Annotated in this window: 15 protein-coding genes and 3 pseudogenes; 10 read left to right on the plus strand and 8 right to left on the minus strand. The window is 68.5% G+C overall.

The window, feature by feature from the left end:
- Positions 1-69: 69 nt before the first annotated feature.
- A complete protein-coding gene (locus AB0O76_RS03200) occupies positions 70-1104 on the minus strand; it encodes a serpin family protein (protein ID WP_365484740.1) in 1035 nt (344 codons plus the stop codon).
- 149 nt (positions 1105-1253) lie between these two features.
- Complete coding sequence (locus AB0O76_RS03205) at positions 1254-2399, minus strand: transposase (RefSeq protein ID WP_365484743.1); 1146 nt, start codon at positions 2397-2399, stop codon at positions 1254-1256.
- A 334-nt stretch (positions 2400-2733) separates the two neighbouring features.
- On the opposite strand from AB0O76_RS03205, the gene AB0O76_RS03210 reads away from it, so the two are divergent.
- Positions 2734-3402 (plus strand): O-methyltransferase, encoded by a 669-nt coding sequence (locus AB0O76_RS03210; RefSeq protein ID WP_365484746.1) that lies wholly within the window; start codon positions 2734-2736, stop codon positions 3400-3402.
- Positions 3403-3439: 37 nt separating this feature from the next.
- On the opposite strand, the gene AB0O76_RS03215 is transcribed toward AB0O76_RS03210, so the two are convergent.
- Positions 3440-3832 carry a hypothetical protein gene (locus tag AB0O76_RS03215; protein ID WP_365484749.1) on the minus strand — a complete coding sequence of 131 codons (393 nt, stop codon included), beginning with the start codon at positions 3830-3832 and terminating at the stop codon, positions 3440-3442.
- A 146-nt stretch (positions 3833-3978) separates the two neighbouring features.
- Between AB0O76_RS03215 and AB0O76_RS03220 the strand changes: the two genes are divergently transcribed.
- On the plus strand, positions 3979-4386 hold the full coding sequence (locus AB0O76_RS03220) for a DUF1992 domain-containing protein (protein WP_266867495.1): 408 nt from the start codon (positions 3979-3981) through the stop codon (positions 4384-4386).
- Positions 4387-4469: 83 nt separating this feature from the next.
- Here AB0O76_RS03220 and AB0O76_RS03225 read toward each other — a convergent pair.
- The 3 genes and pseudogenes from AB0O76_RS03225 to AB0O76_RS03235 all read right to left on the minus strand — a co-directional run bounded on the left by AB0O76_RS03225 (position 4470) and on the right by AB0O76_RS03235 (position 6212).
- Positions 4470-5329 (minus strand): annotated as a pseudogene (locus AB0O76_RS03225) (IS5 family transposase).
- 174 nt (positions 5330-5503) lie between these two features.
- Positions 5504-5764 (minus strand): hypothetical protein, encoded by a 261-nt coding sequence (locus AB0O76_RS03230; RefSeq protein ID WP_365484752.1) that lies wholly within the window; start codon positions 5762-5764, stop codon positions 5504-5506.
- Complete coding sequence (locus tag AB0O76_RS03235) at positions 5754-6212, minus strand: cupredoxin domain-containing protein (RefSeq protein ID WP_365484755.1); 459 nt, start codon at positions 6210-6212, stop codon at positions 5754-5756. The genes AB0O76_RS03230 and AB0O76_RS03235 overlap by 11 nt, the downstream gene beginning before the upstream one ends.
- A gap of 133 nt (positions 6213-6345) precedes the next feature.
- On the opposite strand from AB0O76_RS03235, the gene AB0O76_RS03240 reads away from it, so the two are divergent.
- Positions 6346-6921, plus strand: coding sequence for a sigma-70 family RNA polymerase sigma factor (locus tag AB0O76_RS03240; protein WP_365484758.1), 576 nt, complete (start codon positions 6346-6348; stop codon positions 6919-6921).
- Between the two features lie 5 nt (positions 6922-6926).
- Complete coding sequence (locus AB0O76_RS03245; protein ID WP_365485524.1) at positions 6927-7589, plus strand: hypothetical protein; 663 nt, start codon at positions 6927-6929, stop codon at positions 7587-7589.
- Between the two features lie 241 nt (positions 7590-7830).
- Here the strand turns inward: AB0O76_RS03245 and AB0O76_RS03250 are convergent.
- Positions 7831-8028, minus strand: a pseudogene (locus tag AB0O76_RS03250) (LuxR C-terminal-related transcriptional regulator); the annotation flags it as partial.
- Between the two features lie 60 nt (positions 8029-8088).
- Between AB0O76_RS03250 and AB0O76_RS03255 the strand changes: the two are divergent.
- From AB0O76_RS03255 to AB0O76_RS03280, 6 genes and pseudogenes are all read left to right on the plus strand, one after another.
- Positions 8089-8295 carry a hypothetical protein gene (locus AB0O76_RS03255; RefSeq protein WP_365484761.1) on the plus strand — a complete coding sequence of 69 codons (207 nt, stop codon included), beginning with the start codon at positions 8089-8091 and terminating at the stop codon, positions 8293-8295.
- A gap of 751 nt (positions 8296-9046) precedes the next feature.
- A pseudogene (locus tag AB0O76_RS03260) lies at positions 9047-9811 on the plus strand (amidase domain-containing protein).
- A 44-nt stretch (positions 9812-9855) separates the two neighbouring features.
- The gene (locus AB0O76_RS03265; RefSeq protein ID WP_365484764.1) at positions 9856-10293 is read left to right on the plus strand and encodes a hypothetical protein; all 438 of its coding nucleotides are present in this window, start codon (positions 9856-9858) and stop codon (positions 10291-10293) included.
- 139 nt (positions 10294-10432) lie between these two features.
- Positions 10433-10759, plus strand: a complete 327-nt coding sequence (locus AB0O76_RS03270) for an antibiotic biosynthesis monooxygenase (RefSeq protein WP_365484767.1) — start codon at positions 10433-10435, stop codon at positions 10757-10759.
- 83 nt (positions 10760-10842) lie between these two features.
- Positions 10843-11490, plus strand: coding sequence for a LysE family translocator (locus AB0O76_RS03275; RefSeq protein ID WP_365484770.1), 648 nt, complete (start codon positions 10843-10845; stop codon positions 11488-11490).
- Between the two features lie 71 nt (positions 11491-11561).
- On the plus strand, positions 11562-12119 hold the full coding sequence (locus AB0O76_RS03280) for a GNAT family N-acetyltransferase (RefSeq protein WP_365484773.1): 558 nt from the start codon (positions 11562-11564) through the stop codon (positions 12117-12119).
- 27 nt (positions 12120-12146) lie between these two features.
- Here the strand turns inward: AB0O76_RS03280 and AB0O76_RS03285 are convergent, their stop codons facing one another.
- Entirely contained in the window at positions 12147-14219 is a 2073-nt protein-coding gene (locus tag AB0O76_RS03285; protein ID WP_365484776.1) for an MFS transporter, read from the minus strand.
- Between the last annotated feature and the right edge of the window lie 84 nt (positions 14220-14303).

Genomic DNA, 14303 nt, shown 5'->3' on the forward strand with positions numbered 1-14303 from the left:
GACCACGCGGCGGAGCCGCAAAATGTCACAGCCGGGAAGGGGCGGGGTTGGGGAAAAGAAAACCCGCCCCTACCCCGGCACACCCGCCTGCCACCCGGTGAACAACGGAACCTCCCCCGCCCCATCAAGCACAACAACCCCGAACGGCCGGTTAAAGGCGATCCACTCGATCCGTCGAGGGACATACGGCACGCCACCAGGAGCCATCGGCACCGCAGTCACAGCAGCAGCCTCAACCCCCTCCTCCGCCACCTTCACCACGGCCTCCTGCACCACCTGCGATATCGCGAGCCGCTCGGGCGACATCCCGGAGAAGTCCGCCCCCTCACTCATCGCCCACCGCACCCCCAGCGCCGCCAACTGCTCCGTCGCATCGACCCTCGTCCGCAGCGAAAGACGAGGCAGCGCCATATTGATCTGCTCCGCGTCAATCCCGGTCCATCGCCCCTCCGGCGCCCACGCCAGCGGCAGCACCTCGGCGGGCCCCGCGCCCGGCTCGCCGAGCACGAAGCGCACCCGGGCCGGCGGCCGCCCGCTCTCGGCCCGGCAGCGCAGCTCGACGACGCTCGCCCCGCCCACCGTCCACGCGCAGTTCAGCGGAACGGGCCGGTGCATCGTGGGCACCCGGTGCCGCACGCCCACCGCGTCGGTGAAGTCCTGGTCCCGCGTGCCCGCCCCCTCGAAGGGGATCTCCCAACGCGCCTTCAGCGCCAGCGCGTTGACAAGGACAAGCAGCACATCCGGAGTGATCACCACCGGCAGCCGCTCGATCAGACCGCCCGTGGCGTCGCGCACCCACGCGTCGATCGCATCCGGCTCCATCGGCCCGAACCCGACGTCCGGCAGCGCTTCCCGATAGGCCCGGTACACCGGCACCCGGCTCCACACGCGCGTGGCGACCGCCACCGCGTCCGTGCCCGCGAGCGCCTGCGCCGCGGCCGTCACCGCGCCCGCGGCCTCCACGTCGGCGACGCCAAGCAACTCCCGCAGCTCACCGGCGGTTTCCTCGCGCGCCCCCACCGCGACGGCGGCCAGCGCGAGCCACAGCCCCGCGGGCGAACAGACGAAGTCCCCCGGAGCCCCGTCCTCCTTCGGCTCGGCCATCAACGGAAGCCACCGATCGGCAAGGCCCCGAATCGCCGCCGCGGGCACCAACTGCCCAGTCCCGTACGTCATCTCCACCCCCGCAGTCCGCAGACCACCAACACAGCCCAACGCCCCCAGTATGCGAGTCACCAGTCAACGGCCCGTCGCTAGAGCGGCGGGCTTGCAGAGCGAGCGCCACTGGGTGCGGTGCTGCGCTTGCGTCCTGTCCCACCCCCGGGTTCGGGGGGTGGGTCTGGGGCGGTTGACTGCGCCCCGCGTCGCCACAACTCTTCCGCGCGAGCACGGATGTTGCGGGAGCTGTTTCGGTCTGCGTGATCAACGAATCCACAGGACCGGCATGCGAACCAGGCTTGTGACACCCGGTTCGCCTTGTCGATGTGGCCGCATTCGGCGCAGGTGCGTGAGGTGTACGCCGGATCGACGTGCACCACCGGCACCCCGGCTTTGCGGGCCTTGTACGCGATGAAGGCTCCGAGCTGGGCAAAGCTCCAGCTGGAGTGGGTGGCCCGTTGGGGCTTGCGAAGCCGTGCCCTCTCGCGGATGCCCGTCAGGTCTTCCAGGGCGATGCCGCGCGAGGTGCGTTCCGCCTCGGCCACCACATGTTTCGCGATCTTGTGGTTGATGTCCTTGGCCCGCCGCGCTTCCTTGCGCTTGCGCTTCTTCAACCGGCGCTTGGTGGACGGGGTGTTCTTCTTCTGCAGCTTGGCGCGCAGGCCACGTTCTCGCTGCCGTCCCCGGTTCAGGGCCCGTCCGGCCATGATGTCGCCGTCCGAGGTGGTCGCGATGTTCACAATCCCCAGATCGATGCCGAGGAAGCCGACCGGGGCGGTGTTCGGCTCGGCCTCGGGGACCTCGCAGGTGGCGTTCAGAAACCACATCCCGTCACGCGCGATGAGGTCGGACTCGCCCTTGCGGTACAGGGCCAGGCGGGCCAGCTGCTCGGGGGAGGCGGTGAACGTCACGCCCTTCAACCGGCCGTCCAGGGTCCAGATCGACACCGTACGGTCGGGGATCTGCCAGGACAGCATCCGGTCGTCATACGGCTGCGCACCCTCCGGACGGAACGCGATCGGCTTCTCGGTGGCCCGCCGGTAGCGCCGGGACCACGGCTTGCCCAGGTTCCCGGCCCTCAGATTCGCCTTCAGCGTCGCGTACGCATCACAGGTCTTCTTGATGGCGAACGCCACCTCGGACGCCCACGTGGCAGCCTCGTTACAGGCATGGAGGGTCGCCTCAAGTGCCGCCTCCTGTACGGGCGTCGGCAGCAACTTGACCTGCACGCTGAGCTTCACACACCCGAACCTACACACTCGCCCGCACAAACAGACGACATCCGTACACTCGCCCCACCATCCAGCTATCAGTCACCCACACGTTCGATAGCGCCCGCTCCCAGGCTGCCCCGCAGGCGCTCCGCGCCCAAACACCCGAATACCGCGCCGCCCGCGCCAGACACGACCCCTGAGGGGCCGAAGCCCGGGGTTCCTCGCGAGAACCTGCCAACATTCGACCCACACCGCTAGCATCCTTAGCGAAACTAACTAGACACTCGAAAGGTACAGGCGAACCGCACCCACACACGCCACTCCGCACCCCCCACCCCGCTCCCGAAAGGCCGGACTCCCCATGTCCCAGCAGCAGTGGACCGCAGTCGACCACTACTTCACCGACCTGCTCGCCCCCGCCGACGAGGCGCTCACCGCGGCCCTGCGGGACAGCGACGCCGCCGGTCTGCCGAAGATCAACGTGGCGCCGAACCAAGGCAAGTTGCTCCAGCTCCTCGCGCAGATCCAGGGCGCCCGCCGCATCCTGGAGATCGGCACGCTCGGCGGCTACAGCACGATCTGGCTGGCCCGCGCCCTGCCCGCGGACGGCTGGCTGATCACCTTGGAGTACTCCCCCGTCCACGCCGAAGTGGCCCGCGGCAACCTCGCACGCGCAGGCCTCGACAAGATCACCGAGGTCCGCGTGGGCCCGGCCCTCGAATCGCTGGCCGCGCTGAACGTCGAGCACCCCGAACCCTTCGACCTGGTCTTCATCGACGCGGACAAGGCCAACAACCCGCACTACGTGGAGTGGTCGCTCAAGTTCACCCGCCCCGGCAGCCTGATCATCGTCGACAACGTCGTACGGGGCGGCGCGGTGACTGACGCCGCAAGCGCCGAGCCGAGCATCCGGGGCACCCGCGAGGCGCTCGAACTCATCGCCCGGCACCCGAAGCTGACCGGCACGGCACTGCAGACGGTGGGCACGAAGGGCTACGACGGCTTCGCCCTGGCCCGCGTCCTGGACTGAGAACGCGGCCGATACCACCGCCCGCCCCCTCCCCCCCTCAACTCTCCTGATAGAACCCGACGTTCACGCTGCGCGGCCCCGACCGGTCCTGGATGACCACCTCGCCGGACCCGCCCCGGGGCAGCGCGGCGGTCCCGCCGTACTCGATGGGCCGCGCCACACCGTCCACCGTCACGCGCACCTCCGACGAGGGATCCGGATGCGACCCGCGCAGCCAGGTGACGGACCAGTCCCCGTCGGCACCGCAGCGGAATTCGAGATGCGTACGCGACACGAACAGCCAGTCGTCGGGCGGCACAAGACGGCACACACCGCGGTCCCGCCCCACCCGCAGCACGGCACCCGGTTCACTCGGCGCGTCAGCCATGAGCATGCCCGCGGTCGCGCCTGCGTCCGCCCCGGACACGGAGGCCATGGTGAGCTCCAGCACGTACGCTCCTCAGTTCTCGAACTCTCGTTGAACGAACGCACGGCCGCCGGAAACACCCCACGCACCGCGCCGCCGCATCCTAAGTCGCACCGTCGCACGACCGCACCGTCTCCCCGAAACAGGGTCCTGGCTGGAACAATGGACACATGACTGAACGGAAGCCACCGGAAGTCACCTTCGAGTCGTGGATCGACAAGCAGATCCGGGAGGCGGAGCAGCGCGGCGACTTCGCCTCACTGCCCGGCCGCGGGAAACCGCTGCCGGAAGGCCTGGACACAACGTCGTACGACGAACAGTGGTGGATCAAGCAGAAGATGGTCCGCGAGGGCGTCTCCCACCTCCCCCCGACCCTGGCCCTGCGCAAGGAGGCCGAGGACGTGCTGGCCGCCGCGCCGGACGCCCCGTCCGAGAGCATGGCGCGCCGCCTCGTGACCGACCTCAACGAAAAGATCACCGAGGCCCTGCGCAGACCACCACCGGGCCCGCCGCTTGGCCTGAAGCCCTTCGACGTCGACGAGATCGCCCGCACCTGGCGCGAACGCCACCCGGACTGATCCCGCTCCGACGGCTTCGAGTGGTTCGAGCTGCTGCGCCCGCAACAGGTGCGTTGATGTACCACTAGGGCGTTTCGTTTGGATCATCGGGCGGACCAGAGGAAGATGCCCGCGATGTGGAGTCCGGCCAGGTAGATGGTCGCGGTCTTCTCGTAGCGGGTGGCGATGCCGCGCCACTGCTTGAGGCGGTTGATGCACCGTTCGACGGCGTTGCGTTGCTTGTATGCCTCGCGGTCGAAGGCGGGTGGTCTGCCGCCGTGGCTGCCTCGGCGTAGGCGATGGCCCCGTTGGTCAGCCGGGACAGGGATGACCGCTCGGATGCCGCGCTTGCGCAGATGCCCGCGGATGGCGCGTGAGGCGTATGCCTTGTCGGCCAGGACCACGTCCGGTCTGGTGCGGGGTCGGCCGCGTCGGCGGGGAACACGCAAGCGTGCCATCACGTCCACGAAGGCGGGAGCGTCGCCAGATTGTCCTGCGGTGACAACGAAAGCCAGGGGGCGACAGTGTGCGTCGGCGGCGAGATGGATCTTCGTGCTCAGCCCGCCGCGGGACCGTCCGATGGCATGGTCGTCCGGCTCGCCGGCTGGGGCCCCCTTTTGCGGGCCCCAGCCGCGTGCTGGTGTGCTCGCACGATCGTGGAGTCCACCGAGACGGCCCAGTTCAGATCCTCATCGGCGTCGGCCTGGGCCATCAACGCGGTGAAGACACGCTGCCAGGTGCCGTCGACGGCCCACATCCGCAGCCGGTTGTAGAGACCTCTCCAGTTGCCGTACTTCTCCGGCAGGTGAACCCACTGCGATCCCGTCTGGAACTTCCAGGCAATCGCATCGATCACCTCACGGTGATCCCGCCACCGGCCGCCCCGCTTCGGAGTCCGGTCCGGCAGTAACGGCTCGATCCGCGCCCACTCCGCGTCAGTCAACGGCACACGCAGACCAACGATCAGAAGATCTGAACGAAACTGCCTAGCGTCGAGGACGGTGGCGGTGGCGGTGGCTGAAGGATGTCACCGTCAGGGTGGTCAGGACGACCACTCCGGCCGTCTCGACGTACAGGGTCGGGCGGACCAGCTCCGCGTCGATGTACTCGTTGAATCCGAACAGGCCCGCGGTGAGGCTCAGGAGCAGTGCGCCCAGCGTGCCGGCCGTGAACAGGCGGTGATGGCGGCGACCGGGCCGAGCCCGCGCGCGGGCGTGACCATCAGTGCCAGGGCGAGCAGGATGCCGACGACGCCGTTGAGCAGGAAGAGCGGCCCGATGGTGGCGAGGTCCCGGTAGCCCTCGGCCCACAGGCGCAGATGGATCGCGGCCATCGCCGCCGTCAGCCCGGCGCCGGCCAGGCGCAGGACGAGCCTCGCGGCCGCTCCGTTAGTAGCCATTGCCCGGAGAGTTGTTGTTGTCGGACGGTGCCGGGGCTCCGCCGACGGTGATGTCCGTCTCCATGCCGAGGTCCTTGTGTCCGTCGACCGGGCAGTAGACCTCGTACGAGCCGGACTTCAGCGTCACCGTGAGGGTCGTGGACTGACCCGGCTCGATGGTCTTGCTGCGGTTCTCGCCTCCGGGGCCCTCGATCTCCAGGGCGTGTTCGTGCGAGCCCGTGTTCTTCGCGGTGAAGGTGTACTCGCCGGCCTTGAACTTCTCCGTCGAGAGCTTGATGTGGAAGTCGGACAGCTCCGCCGTGACCTTGGTACCGGTGCCGTCGCTCTTGCTGGTGCCGTCGTTGTTACCGCTGCCGTCGCCGCCGCCTCCACAGGCGGCGAGCAGGGCGGTCAGGCCGCCGGCGGCCACGCCGAGGAGCACGCGGTGGCGGATGTGCGGGGTGGTCATGAGTCGGTCCTCCGGATCGTCCCCCCGCAAGGGGTACGACGCCGGCGGGCCGAAGGATTGCGGCCCGTGGGATCGCGCGGGCGGAGAATGGACGTAAGGCAATCCGTTACGGGCGGCGGAACGTATCCCTGGTATGTGGCGCATGGGCCTCTCCCTCGGGCGGGTCCCCGACGAGGCACTGCTCACCGGTCTGACGACGGGCGATCCGGAGCTCGCCGTCGCGTTCGTGCGCCGTTTCCAGCGCACGGTCTTCGGCGTGGCCCTCGCTGTCCTCTGCGACCCCCAACTCGCCGAGGACGTTGCCCAGCAGACCTTCGAGCGGGCCTGGCGGCACGCACAGGTGTACGACCCCCGGCGCGGCTCCGTACAGTCCTGGCTGACGGCGATCGCGCACAACCTCGCGATCGACGCGGTACGGGCCCGGCGGGCCAGCCCGGTCGCCCCGCAGGACCTGGACGCGCTGCTCGGCAGCGTGACCGAGACGCCCGAGCGGCGGGCGCTCGCCGACGACAGCGCGGAGCGGGTCCGGCGGGCGGTGGCGGAGCTGCCCCGGGAGCAGGCGCGGGCCCTGGTGATGGCCGGGATCTACGGGATGACGGCGCGGGAGGTCGCGGACGCGGAGAATGTTCCGCTGGGCACGGCGAAGACCCGGATCCGGACCGGGACGCTCAAGGTACGAGCCCTCCTCGAAGCGGCGGAGAAGCGGTGAGCGGCATGGAGTGCGAGCGGCTGCGGGAGCTGGACGCCGAGCTGGCGCTCGGGGTCCTGCCGGCCCGCGAGCGCGCCGAGGCAGTCGCCCATCTGGACCGCTGCCCGGACTGCCGGGAGCACGTCGAACGGCTGACGGTGGTCGGCGACAGTCTGCTCGCGCTGCTGCCGGACGCCGAGCCGCCGGTCGGTTTTGAGAGCCGGGTCGTACGGGCCCTGGGCGCGGCGCCTGCGCCGAAGCGGCGTAGACACCGGCTACGGCTGGCGGCGGCCGCCGCGGCCGCGGCCCTGGCCTGCGGTTTCGGCGGATGGGCGATCGGCACGGTGGTCGAGGCCGCGCCGCCGTCGGTCTCACAGCAGACGGAAGGCGGCCTACGGGAGGCGGCCTTGGTCTCCGACGGCCACGAGGTGGGCCGCGTCTACGCTCATGCCGGTGACGGGGGCTGGGTGTACATGACCGTCGACCTGGACGGGAACGACCGGGGCCCGGTGCGCTGTCTGCTCGTATACGCCGACGGATCGACGGTCCCGGTGGGTTCCTTCCCGCTCAAGGGCGGTTACGGATACTGGGGCGGGCCGGCCGCGACCGACCTGACGACACTGACCGGCGCCCGCCTGATGGCCCCGGACGGAAGCATCCTGGCTACGGCGAGCCTCCCGACGAGCTAGGCGGTTTCGTAGCGCGGCATCGCCACCCGCTACGAGAAGACCGCGACCATCTACCTGGCCGGACTCCACATCGCGGGCATCTTCCTCTGGTCCGCCCGATGATCCAAACGAAACGCCCTAGTGCTGCTCCGCGGAAGTTCGTGGAGGGGTCAGGTTGCTCCCTTGAACGGGGTCCGTCGTAGGTCCAGCGGAAGGGGCGGGCGTTCTCGTTCCGCTGGAGCATCCAGGCGTCAGAGCAGTACTAGGGTGCGAGGCCGTGCTCGTAGGCGTACGCGGTGGCCGCGGACCGGTTGGAGACACCCAGCTTGGTGAACATATTGCTCAGATGGCGGGCCACGGTCTTCTCGCTGATCACGAGCGTGGCAGCGATCTCCCGGTTGCTGGCGCCCCCGGCGACGAGCCGCAGCACCTGCGCCTCGCGCGAGGTTAGCCCGCCAGGCGGTCCGAACGACCCGCCGGACAGCCGCTCCACGCGGGCGAGCTCCGGGGCGGCGCCGAGGTGCTCGAATGGACACCCCCACACGCCTCCTGGCTCAACCAGGTCGAGCTGTTCTTCTCCGCCCTGACCCGCCGAGTCCTGCGACACGGCGATTTCCACAGCCGCGACGACCTGATCGACAAGCTGGAGACCTACGTGATCAAGCACAACGAAACAGCCAGACCCTACTGTTGGACCTACGAGGACACCCCGCTCAAAGCGGCCTGAACACCCCTCCACGGACTTCCACGGAGCAGTACTAGATCGCCTCGTTTGGATCATCTGGTTACTGGCACACCCTCACGGCCCAAACGAAATGCCCTACGCGCGGGACCCAACGCGATTCTCGAAGTCCCCCTGCACAACCATTCGCCGCTGGGTCGGCAGACTGACGTATGCGTATCGACCGGTCTACTGACGCACCTCCCCGACGGGAGCTGAGGCTCTTCCGCAGCCCCCGAGGAATGAGCCATTCCCTGGTTAGAACCGGCCGGTCAGCGACCAGTGCAGGCGCGAAGCACTTGATGACAGATACAACCAAGGTCGACCAGTCGTGTTCACAACAACGGGGACTTCTATGCCTTCTGCAGGTACGAGACGGTTGGCTGCCGCAGTCGCTCTTGCGGCCCTTGGCGGACTCTTAGGGACGACCCCGGCCTCGGCCCAGGGTGACGCACCATCAGCTGAACTAACTGCGAACGAGGTTGAAGGGCTTTCGCGCCTCGCAGATAACTACCTCCAGGCACGCGCAGACATGGTGACGGTGAACCCTCCCACGGCAAGGGCGCTGCGCGTTGCCGCCACCCCGTCCATGGCTGAGCGCACCGCGGACGAATTCGCTGAGCTCGCAGCCAAGGGCAAGCGATACGAGCAGGTGGACGGGGGTTACACAAAGGCCACGGTGGATGTCACTGCCGACGAAGCATCGTTGGAAGGGAACACCGCGACCCTCCAGCTCACTGAAGACACCCGCCTCTACATGCCGTTCACGGCTACGGAGATCGCAGAGGGTGCACCAGAGTACGAAGAGTTCTCGCTGTCACACACAGTGAAATTCACGCAGGGGACCGACGGGGCCTGGTTGCTTGCCTCCGACAAGGCTGACACGGGGGCAGGGCCTGCGCCCAGCACCCAGTTGACCGAACCGGATGCCACAGATGACGGTGGCGGCATCCCGGACGAGGACGAAGGAAGTAAGGACGAGGCATCTGCCACCAGTGAACTTCCTGATGACGGCCCGAACAATGTGAAGCCGTCGGCCTCGTACAACTACGGGAAGATGGTCTCCTACGCCAACAAGTACTGGAAGAGGCCCAACAAGGACGACTACCGCACGTACGGAAACGACTGCACGAACTTCATTTCTCAGGCCATGAAAGCTGGCGGCTGAGGAATCGTCGGCCCGACCGAAGCGAGATTGCGAAAGCTCAACCAGAAGTGGTTCTACACCATCTTCATAGATAGAACGAGCTTCACCTGGGCCGGGGCAGAGAACTGGTACTGGTTCGCGAAGAAGCACTCGAAGCGGACCAGGATACTCGACAACGTCTACCAACTCGCGAACGCTGATGTGCTCCAGGCTGACTGGGACCGTAACGGCAACATCAACCACACGATGATTGTCACCAAGAAGTACAACGGCACCCCTTACCTCACCTACCACACCACCAACACGCACAACAAGAGCCTGAAGAAGCTTGTCGCTGACCACAGGCGTGCGTGGTGGTACGCACACCGCACATGACGAGGCCATCATGGGGACATCGTGTGACGTCTCGGGGAGGCAGTATGGACAGGCGGTATCTCGTATCCGTCGCACTGGCCGCGACACTTCTGTCTGCGTGTAGTTCTGGAGGAGACTCCGATAATGCCGTGGACTCTAAAGAAGAGGCCCGTAACGCCGTTGAGTCCTACGTCAAGGCGTTGAACGCCCGTGACGCGGACCAACTGATCGAAGTGGGCGGCGTCCCCGACGATTCCCGCGCACGGCGCGAGGCACGGAAGATCCTTGCCGACAAGGGCGGAAGAGGGCTGTCGATCACCGGAGTTCAGATCGACCTCGATATGGGGCCCGACGCAGGTTCGGCGAAACTGGCGGCGGAAGAGAAGTCCGGCAAGAGCATGCACGACTCCTTCAGCGTCGTGAGGGAGGACGGTTCATGGCACCTTGCCATCTTCACTGACCGGCCCGCTCCGTCCGACAAGTCGACGTCGTCAACGGAGTAGGCCCGCGGTATACGGACGGTATGTACCTCCCAGGGGGCCCGACCTGGGAGGTACATCATTGTGCGAGCCCTCTGTCCTGGGCCGGTGTGTCCCCTGGGTCCCTCGTCGACGCCGCCCACCCTTACGGCAGGATGGCCCCATGAGCGTAGTCAAGATCAACGTGCTGACCGTTCCCGCCGAACAGCGGGAAACCCTTGAGAAGCGCTTCGCCTCCCGCGCCGGCGCCGTGGAGAACTCCGACGGCTTCGAGTGGTTCGAGCTTCTGCGCCCCATCGAGGGCACCGACGACTACCTGGTCTACACGCGGTGGCGTGACGAGGAGTCCTTCAAGGCGTGGATGGAAGGCCCGATGAAGTCGGCCCACCAGGGCGGCGCCACAGGTGGCGCCGAGCGCCCCAAGCCCGCGTCGAGCAGCGCCGCGGTGTGGTCCTTCGAGGTCGTGCAGCAGGCGGCGCCCAAGAGCTAGCGCAGGAGCCGACCCACTGGTCGGCCCACGGATTCGGCGGAAGCCGGAAAAGCGATACCGGCGCGCGCCGCCTCCGTGGTGCGATGGGCCGCATAGTGTCCTCCGACCGGATACTCGCCTTCGCGGCCATGTCGTTCCTGTTGATCGTGATTCCCGGCCCCAGCGTCCTGTTCGTGATCGGGCGGGCGCTGGCGCAGGGGCGCCGGGCCGCGCTGACCACGGTGGTGGGGAACACGATCGGCGCGTACGTACTCGTCGTGGCCGTGGCGCTCGGCATCGGGTCCGTGGTGGAGCGCTCCGTCGTCGTCTTCACGGCGCTCAAGCTGCTCGGCGCCGCCTACCTGATCCATCTGGGAGTCAAGGCGGTGCGCCAACGCGCGTCGCTGCACGCTGCGTTCACCGGCGACGCGCCTGCGCACAGCGGCCTGCGTACGTTGTGGGAAGGGTTCGCGGTCGGCGTGGCCAACCCCAAGACCATCGTCTTCTTCGCGGCCGTGCTGCCGCAGTTCGTCGACCGGGAGCAGGGCCACGTCATGGCCCAGACGCTGCTCCTCGGCCTCGTCTTCAATGCCATCGCCGTGGCCTGCGACAGCGTGTGGGGCCTGGTCGCGGCCACCGCGCGGGGCTGGTTCGCCCACTCGCCGAAGCGGCTCTCGACGGTCGGCGGGATCGGCGGGCTCACCATGATCGGGCTCGGCGTCAGCATCGCGGCGACGGGCCGCAAGGACTAGGCAGCCCCGCTCGGGCGGGTGAGGCCAAATTCGCTTGCGGGGCACGGCAGTCGTGTCCCGAGAATTGCCCCATGACCCACACCCACGCCCCCACCGAGCAGCTCAGCGCCGGCGGCGCCGTCTCCTGGACCGTCGGCCCCGAAGCCGTCGGCTCCCCTGCCGCCGCCGCGCTCTGGCGCGCGTACTACACCGAGGTCAGCGACCGCTACTACCTGCTCCATGAGGGGCGTACGACCGATCCTGAAGAGTTGGAGCGGGAGGTCGCGGCGGAGACGGGGGACGATCTGCGGGCGCCGCACGGGGTGCTGCTCGTCGCTCGGTGCGGGGGTGAGCCCGCGGGCACGGCCGGGGTGCGGATGGTCGACGCGGGGAGCGGGATCGCCGAGCTCAAGAGGGTTTTCGTACGTGAGGGGCTGCGCGGGAAGGGTGGGGCGGGAGTGTTGCTCGGTGCCGCCGAGGATGCCGCCCGTGCGCTCGGGGCGCGGCGGATCGTCCTCGACACCCGGCTCGATCTGGTCGAGGCACGGGCGCTGTACACGCGGCACGGGTATGCGGAGACCGAGCCGTACAACGACGGAATGTACGCCGAGGTCTGGTACGCCAAGGAGCTTGCCCCGGTGGCCGGTTGAGGCCGGAGCGGGGTGCGGGCCCACCGCTCAGTCGGCCCACACCCCGCGCTGCAGCGGCCTGCCGTCGTGCGGCCGTTCGGTGTCCGAGCCGCACATCTCGGCGCCGAGTTCTTCGACGAGTTGGACGAGATCGGTGGGCCGGTCGGGGCCCCACCAGTCGCCCAGGAGTTCGGCCAGGGACTCCTCGCGGGCCTTGGAGAGTTTGGCGACCGCCTCCCGGCCCGTGTCGGTCAGGGTCAGGCCCATGCCCTCGCGGAGGGCGAGACGGCGCTCCTCGACCTGGCGGGACGCCGCGGTGATCACGGTCAGCGGCACGGTGCTGCGTTCGGCGAGCGCCGCGGGTTCCACATGGCCGTGGCGGCTGATCCGCAGCAGGAGCCAGCTGGCGGCGGGCAGCAGGTCGTAGCCGGCGCGCTCGGTGATGGTCTCGTAGATCTTGCGGCGGCCCTCGCGCGTGCCGAGGACCGAGAGGGCCCGCGCCACCTCGTCGTACGACGAACGCTCGACGGGATTGCTGGCCAGGGTCTGTGTCGTGTCGGGCGCGGTGACCGAGCCGCGCAGCTTGTCCTCGTGCAGGAACCAGGCGAGGACGAAGGCGACCAGGGCGACCGGCGCGGCGTACAGGAAGACGTCCGTGATGGAGGAGGAGTAGGCGTGCAGCACCTCGGGGCGCAGGGACGCCGGGAGTTCTGCGATGCCCCGCGGGTCGGCCGTGAGGGAGTCCGCGCTGACGCCGGGCGGCAGTTCCTGGCCCGCGACGGCGTCGGAGAGCAAGGCGCCGAGCCGGTTGGCGAAGATCGTGCCGAAGATGGCGACGCCGAACGAGGCGCCGATGGAGCGGAAGAACGTCGCGCCGGACGTGGCGACGCCCAGGTCCCCGTACGGGACGGCGTTCTGCACGATGAGCACAAGGACCTGCATGACCAGGCCCAGGCCGAAGCCGAAGACGAAGAAGTAGGCGCTCATCTCGCCCGTGCTGCTGTTCTCGTTCAGCTGGTGCAGGAGGAGCAGGCCGAGGGCCGTGACGCCCGTGCCCGCGACCGGGAAGACCTTCCAGCGGCCCGTGCGGCTGACGATCTGGCCGGACGCAGTCGACGAGATCAGCATGCCGACCACCATCGGCAGCATGTGCACACCCGACATGGTCGGAGACACACCTTGGACGACCTGCAGGAACGTCGGCAGGTAGGTCATCGCGCCGAACATCGCGAAGCCGACGACGAAGCTGATGATCGCGGACAGGGTGAAGGTCCTGACCCGGAACAGCTTCATCGGAATGACCGGCTCCGCGGCCTTGCGCTCGATGGACACGAAGGCCACGGCGAGTACGACGCCGAGCACCGCGAGCCCGATGATCTGCGGCGAGCCCCAGTCCCAGGTGGTGCCGCCGAGCGAGGCGACGAGGACGAGGCAGGTGGCGACGGAGGCGATGAGGAAGGTGCCCAGGTAGTCGATGGTGTGCTTCTGCGAGCGGACCGGGATGTGCAGGGTGGCGGCGATCACGACGAGCGCGACGACGCCGATGGGCAGGTTGATGTAGAAGACCCAGCGCCAGCTGAGGTGTTCGGTGAACAGGCCGCCGAGCAGCGGGCCGAGTACGCTCGTCGCGCCGAAGACGGCACCGAACAGGCCCTGGTACTTGCCGCGTTCACGCGGCGGGACGATATCGCCGACGATGGCCATGGACAGGACCATCAGCCCGCCGCCGCCGATGCCCTGCAGCGCGCGGAAGCCGATGAGCTGCGGCATGTTCTGCGCCATGCCGCAGAGCGCCGAGCTGATCAGGAAGATCACGATGGCCAGCATGAACAGCTTCTTGCGGCCGTACTGGTCGCCGAGCTTGCCCCAGAGCGGGGTCGCTGCCGTTGCGGCGAGGAGGTAGGCGGTGACGACCCAGGAGAGGTGCTCCATGCCGCCGAGGTCGCTGACGATGGTCGGCAGGGCGGTGGAGACGATGGTCTGGTCGAGGGCGGCGAGCAGCATGCCGAGGAGGAGCGCACCGATGGAGACCAGTACGCCGCCGTGCGCGTGCTCGTCCGGCGGTCCGGGGACGGGGTCGGGCTCCGGCCCCGCGGGGCGGGCGCTGACGTCCTGCGTCATGGACACCTCCTGAGGGTCCTTGACCTAGGGGCTCTCCGCGGGGCTCTCCTTGCGGGGCCTCCTTCTCCATCCTGGTGCGTGTGA

The organism is Streptomyces sp. NPDC086554, from assembly GCF_040686095.1.
GTDB lineage: Bacteria > Actinomycetota > Actinomycetes > Streptomycetales > Streptomycetaceae > Streptomyces.

What these genes read in the sequence shown, in the direction of transcription:
- AB0O76_RS03235 (WP_365484755.1), bottom strand. Translation starts at nt 6,212, where the DNA reads ATGACCACCCCGCACATCCGCCACCGCGTGCTCCTCGGCGTGGCCGCC.
- AB0O76_RS03220 (WP_266867495.1), top strand. Translation starts at nt 3,979, where the DNA reads ATGACTGAACGGAAGCCACCGGAAGTCACCTTCGAGTCGTGGATCGAC.
- AB0O76_RS03230 (WP_365484752.1), bottom strand. Translation starts at nt 5,764, where the DNA reads ATGGCTACTAACGGAGCGGCCGCGAGGCTCGTCCTGCGCCTGGCCGGC.
- AB0O76_RS03210 (WP_365484746.1), top strand. Translation starts at nt 2,734, where the DNA reads ATGTCCCAGCAGCAGTGGACCGCAGTCGACCACTACTTCACCGACCTG.
- AB0O76_RS03240 (WP_365484758.1), top strand. Translation starts at nt 6,346, where the DNA reads ATGTGGCGCATGGGCCTCTCCCTCGGGCGGGTCCCCGACGAGGCACTG.
- AB0O76_RS03245 (WP_365485524.1), top strand. Translation starts at nt 6,927, where the DNA reads ATGGAGTGCGAGCGGCTGCGGGAGCTGGACGCCGAGCTGGCGCTCGGG.
- AB0O76_RS03285 (WP_365484776.1), bottom strand. Translation starts at nt 14,219, where the DNA reads ATGACGCAGGACGTCAGCGCCCGCCCCGCGGGGCCGGAGCCCGACCCC.
- AB0O76_RS03200 (WP_365484740.1), bottom strand. Translation starts at nt 1,104, where the DNA reads ATGGCCGAGCCGAAGGAGGACGGGGCTCCGGGGGACTTCGTCTGTTCG.
- AB0O76_RS03270 (WP_365484767.1), top strand. Translation starts at nt 10,433, where the DNA reads ATGAGCGTAGTCAAGATCAACGTGCTGACCGTTCCCGCCGAACAGCGG.
- AB0O76_RS03275 (WP_365484770.1), top strand. Translation starts at nt 10,843, where the DNA reads ATGGGCCGCATAGTGTCCTCCGACCGGATACTCGCCTTCGCGGCCATG.
- AB0O76_RS03280 (WP_365484773.1), top strand. Translation starts at nt 11,562, where the DNA reads ATGACCCACACCCACGCCCCCACCGAGCAGCTCAGCGCCGGCGGCGCC.
- AB0O76_RS03265 (WP_365484764.1), top strand. Translation starts at nt 9,856, where the DNA reads ATGGACAGGCGGTATCTCGTATCCGTCGCACTGGCCGCGACACTTCTG.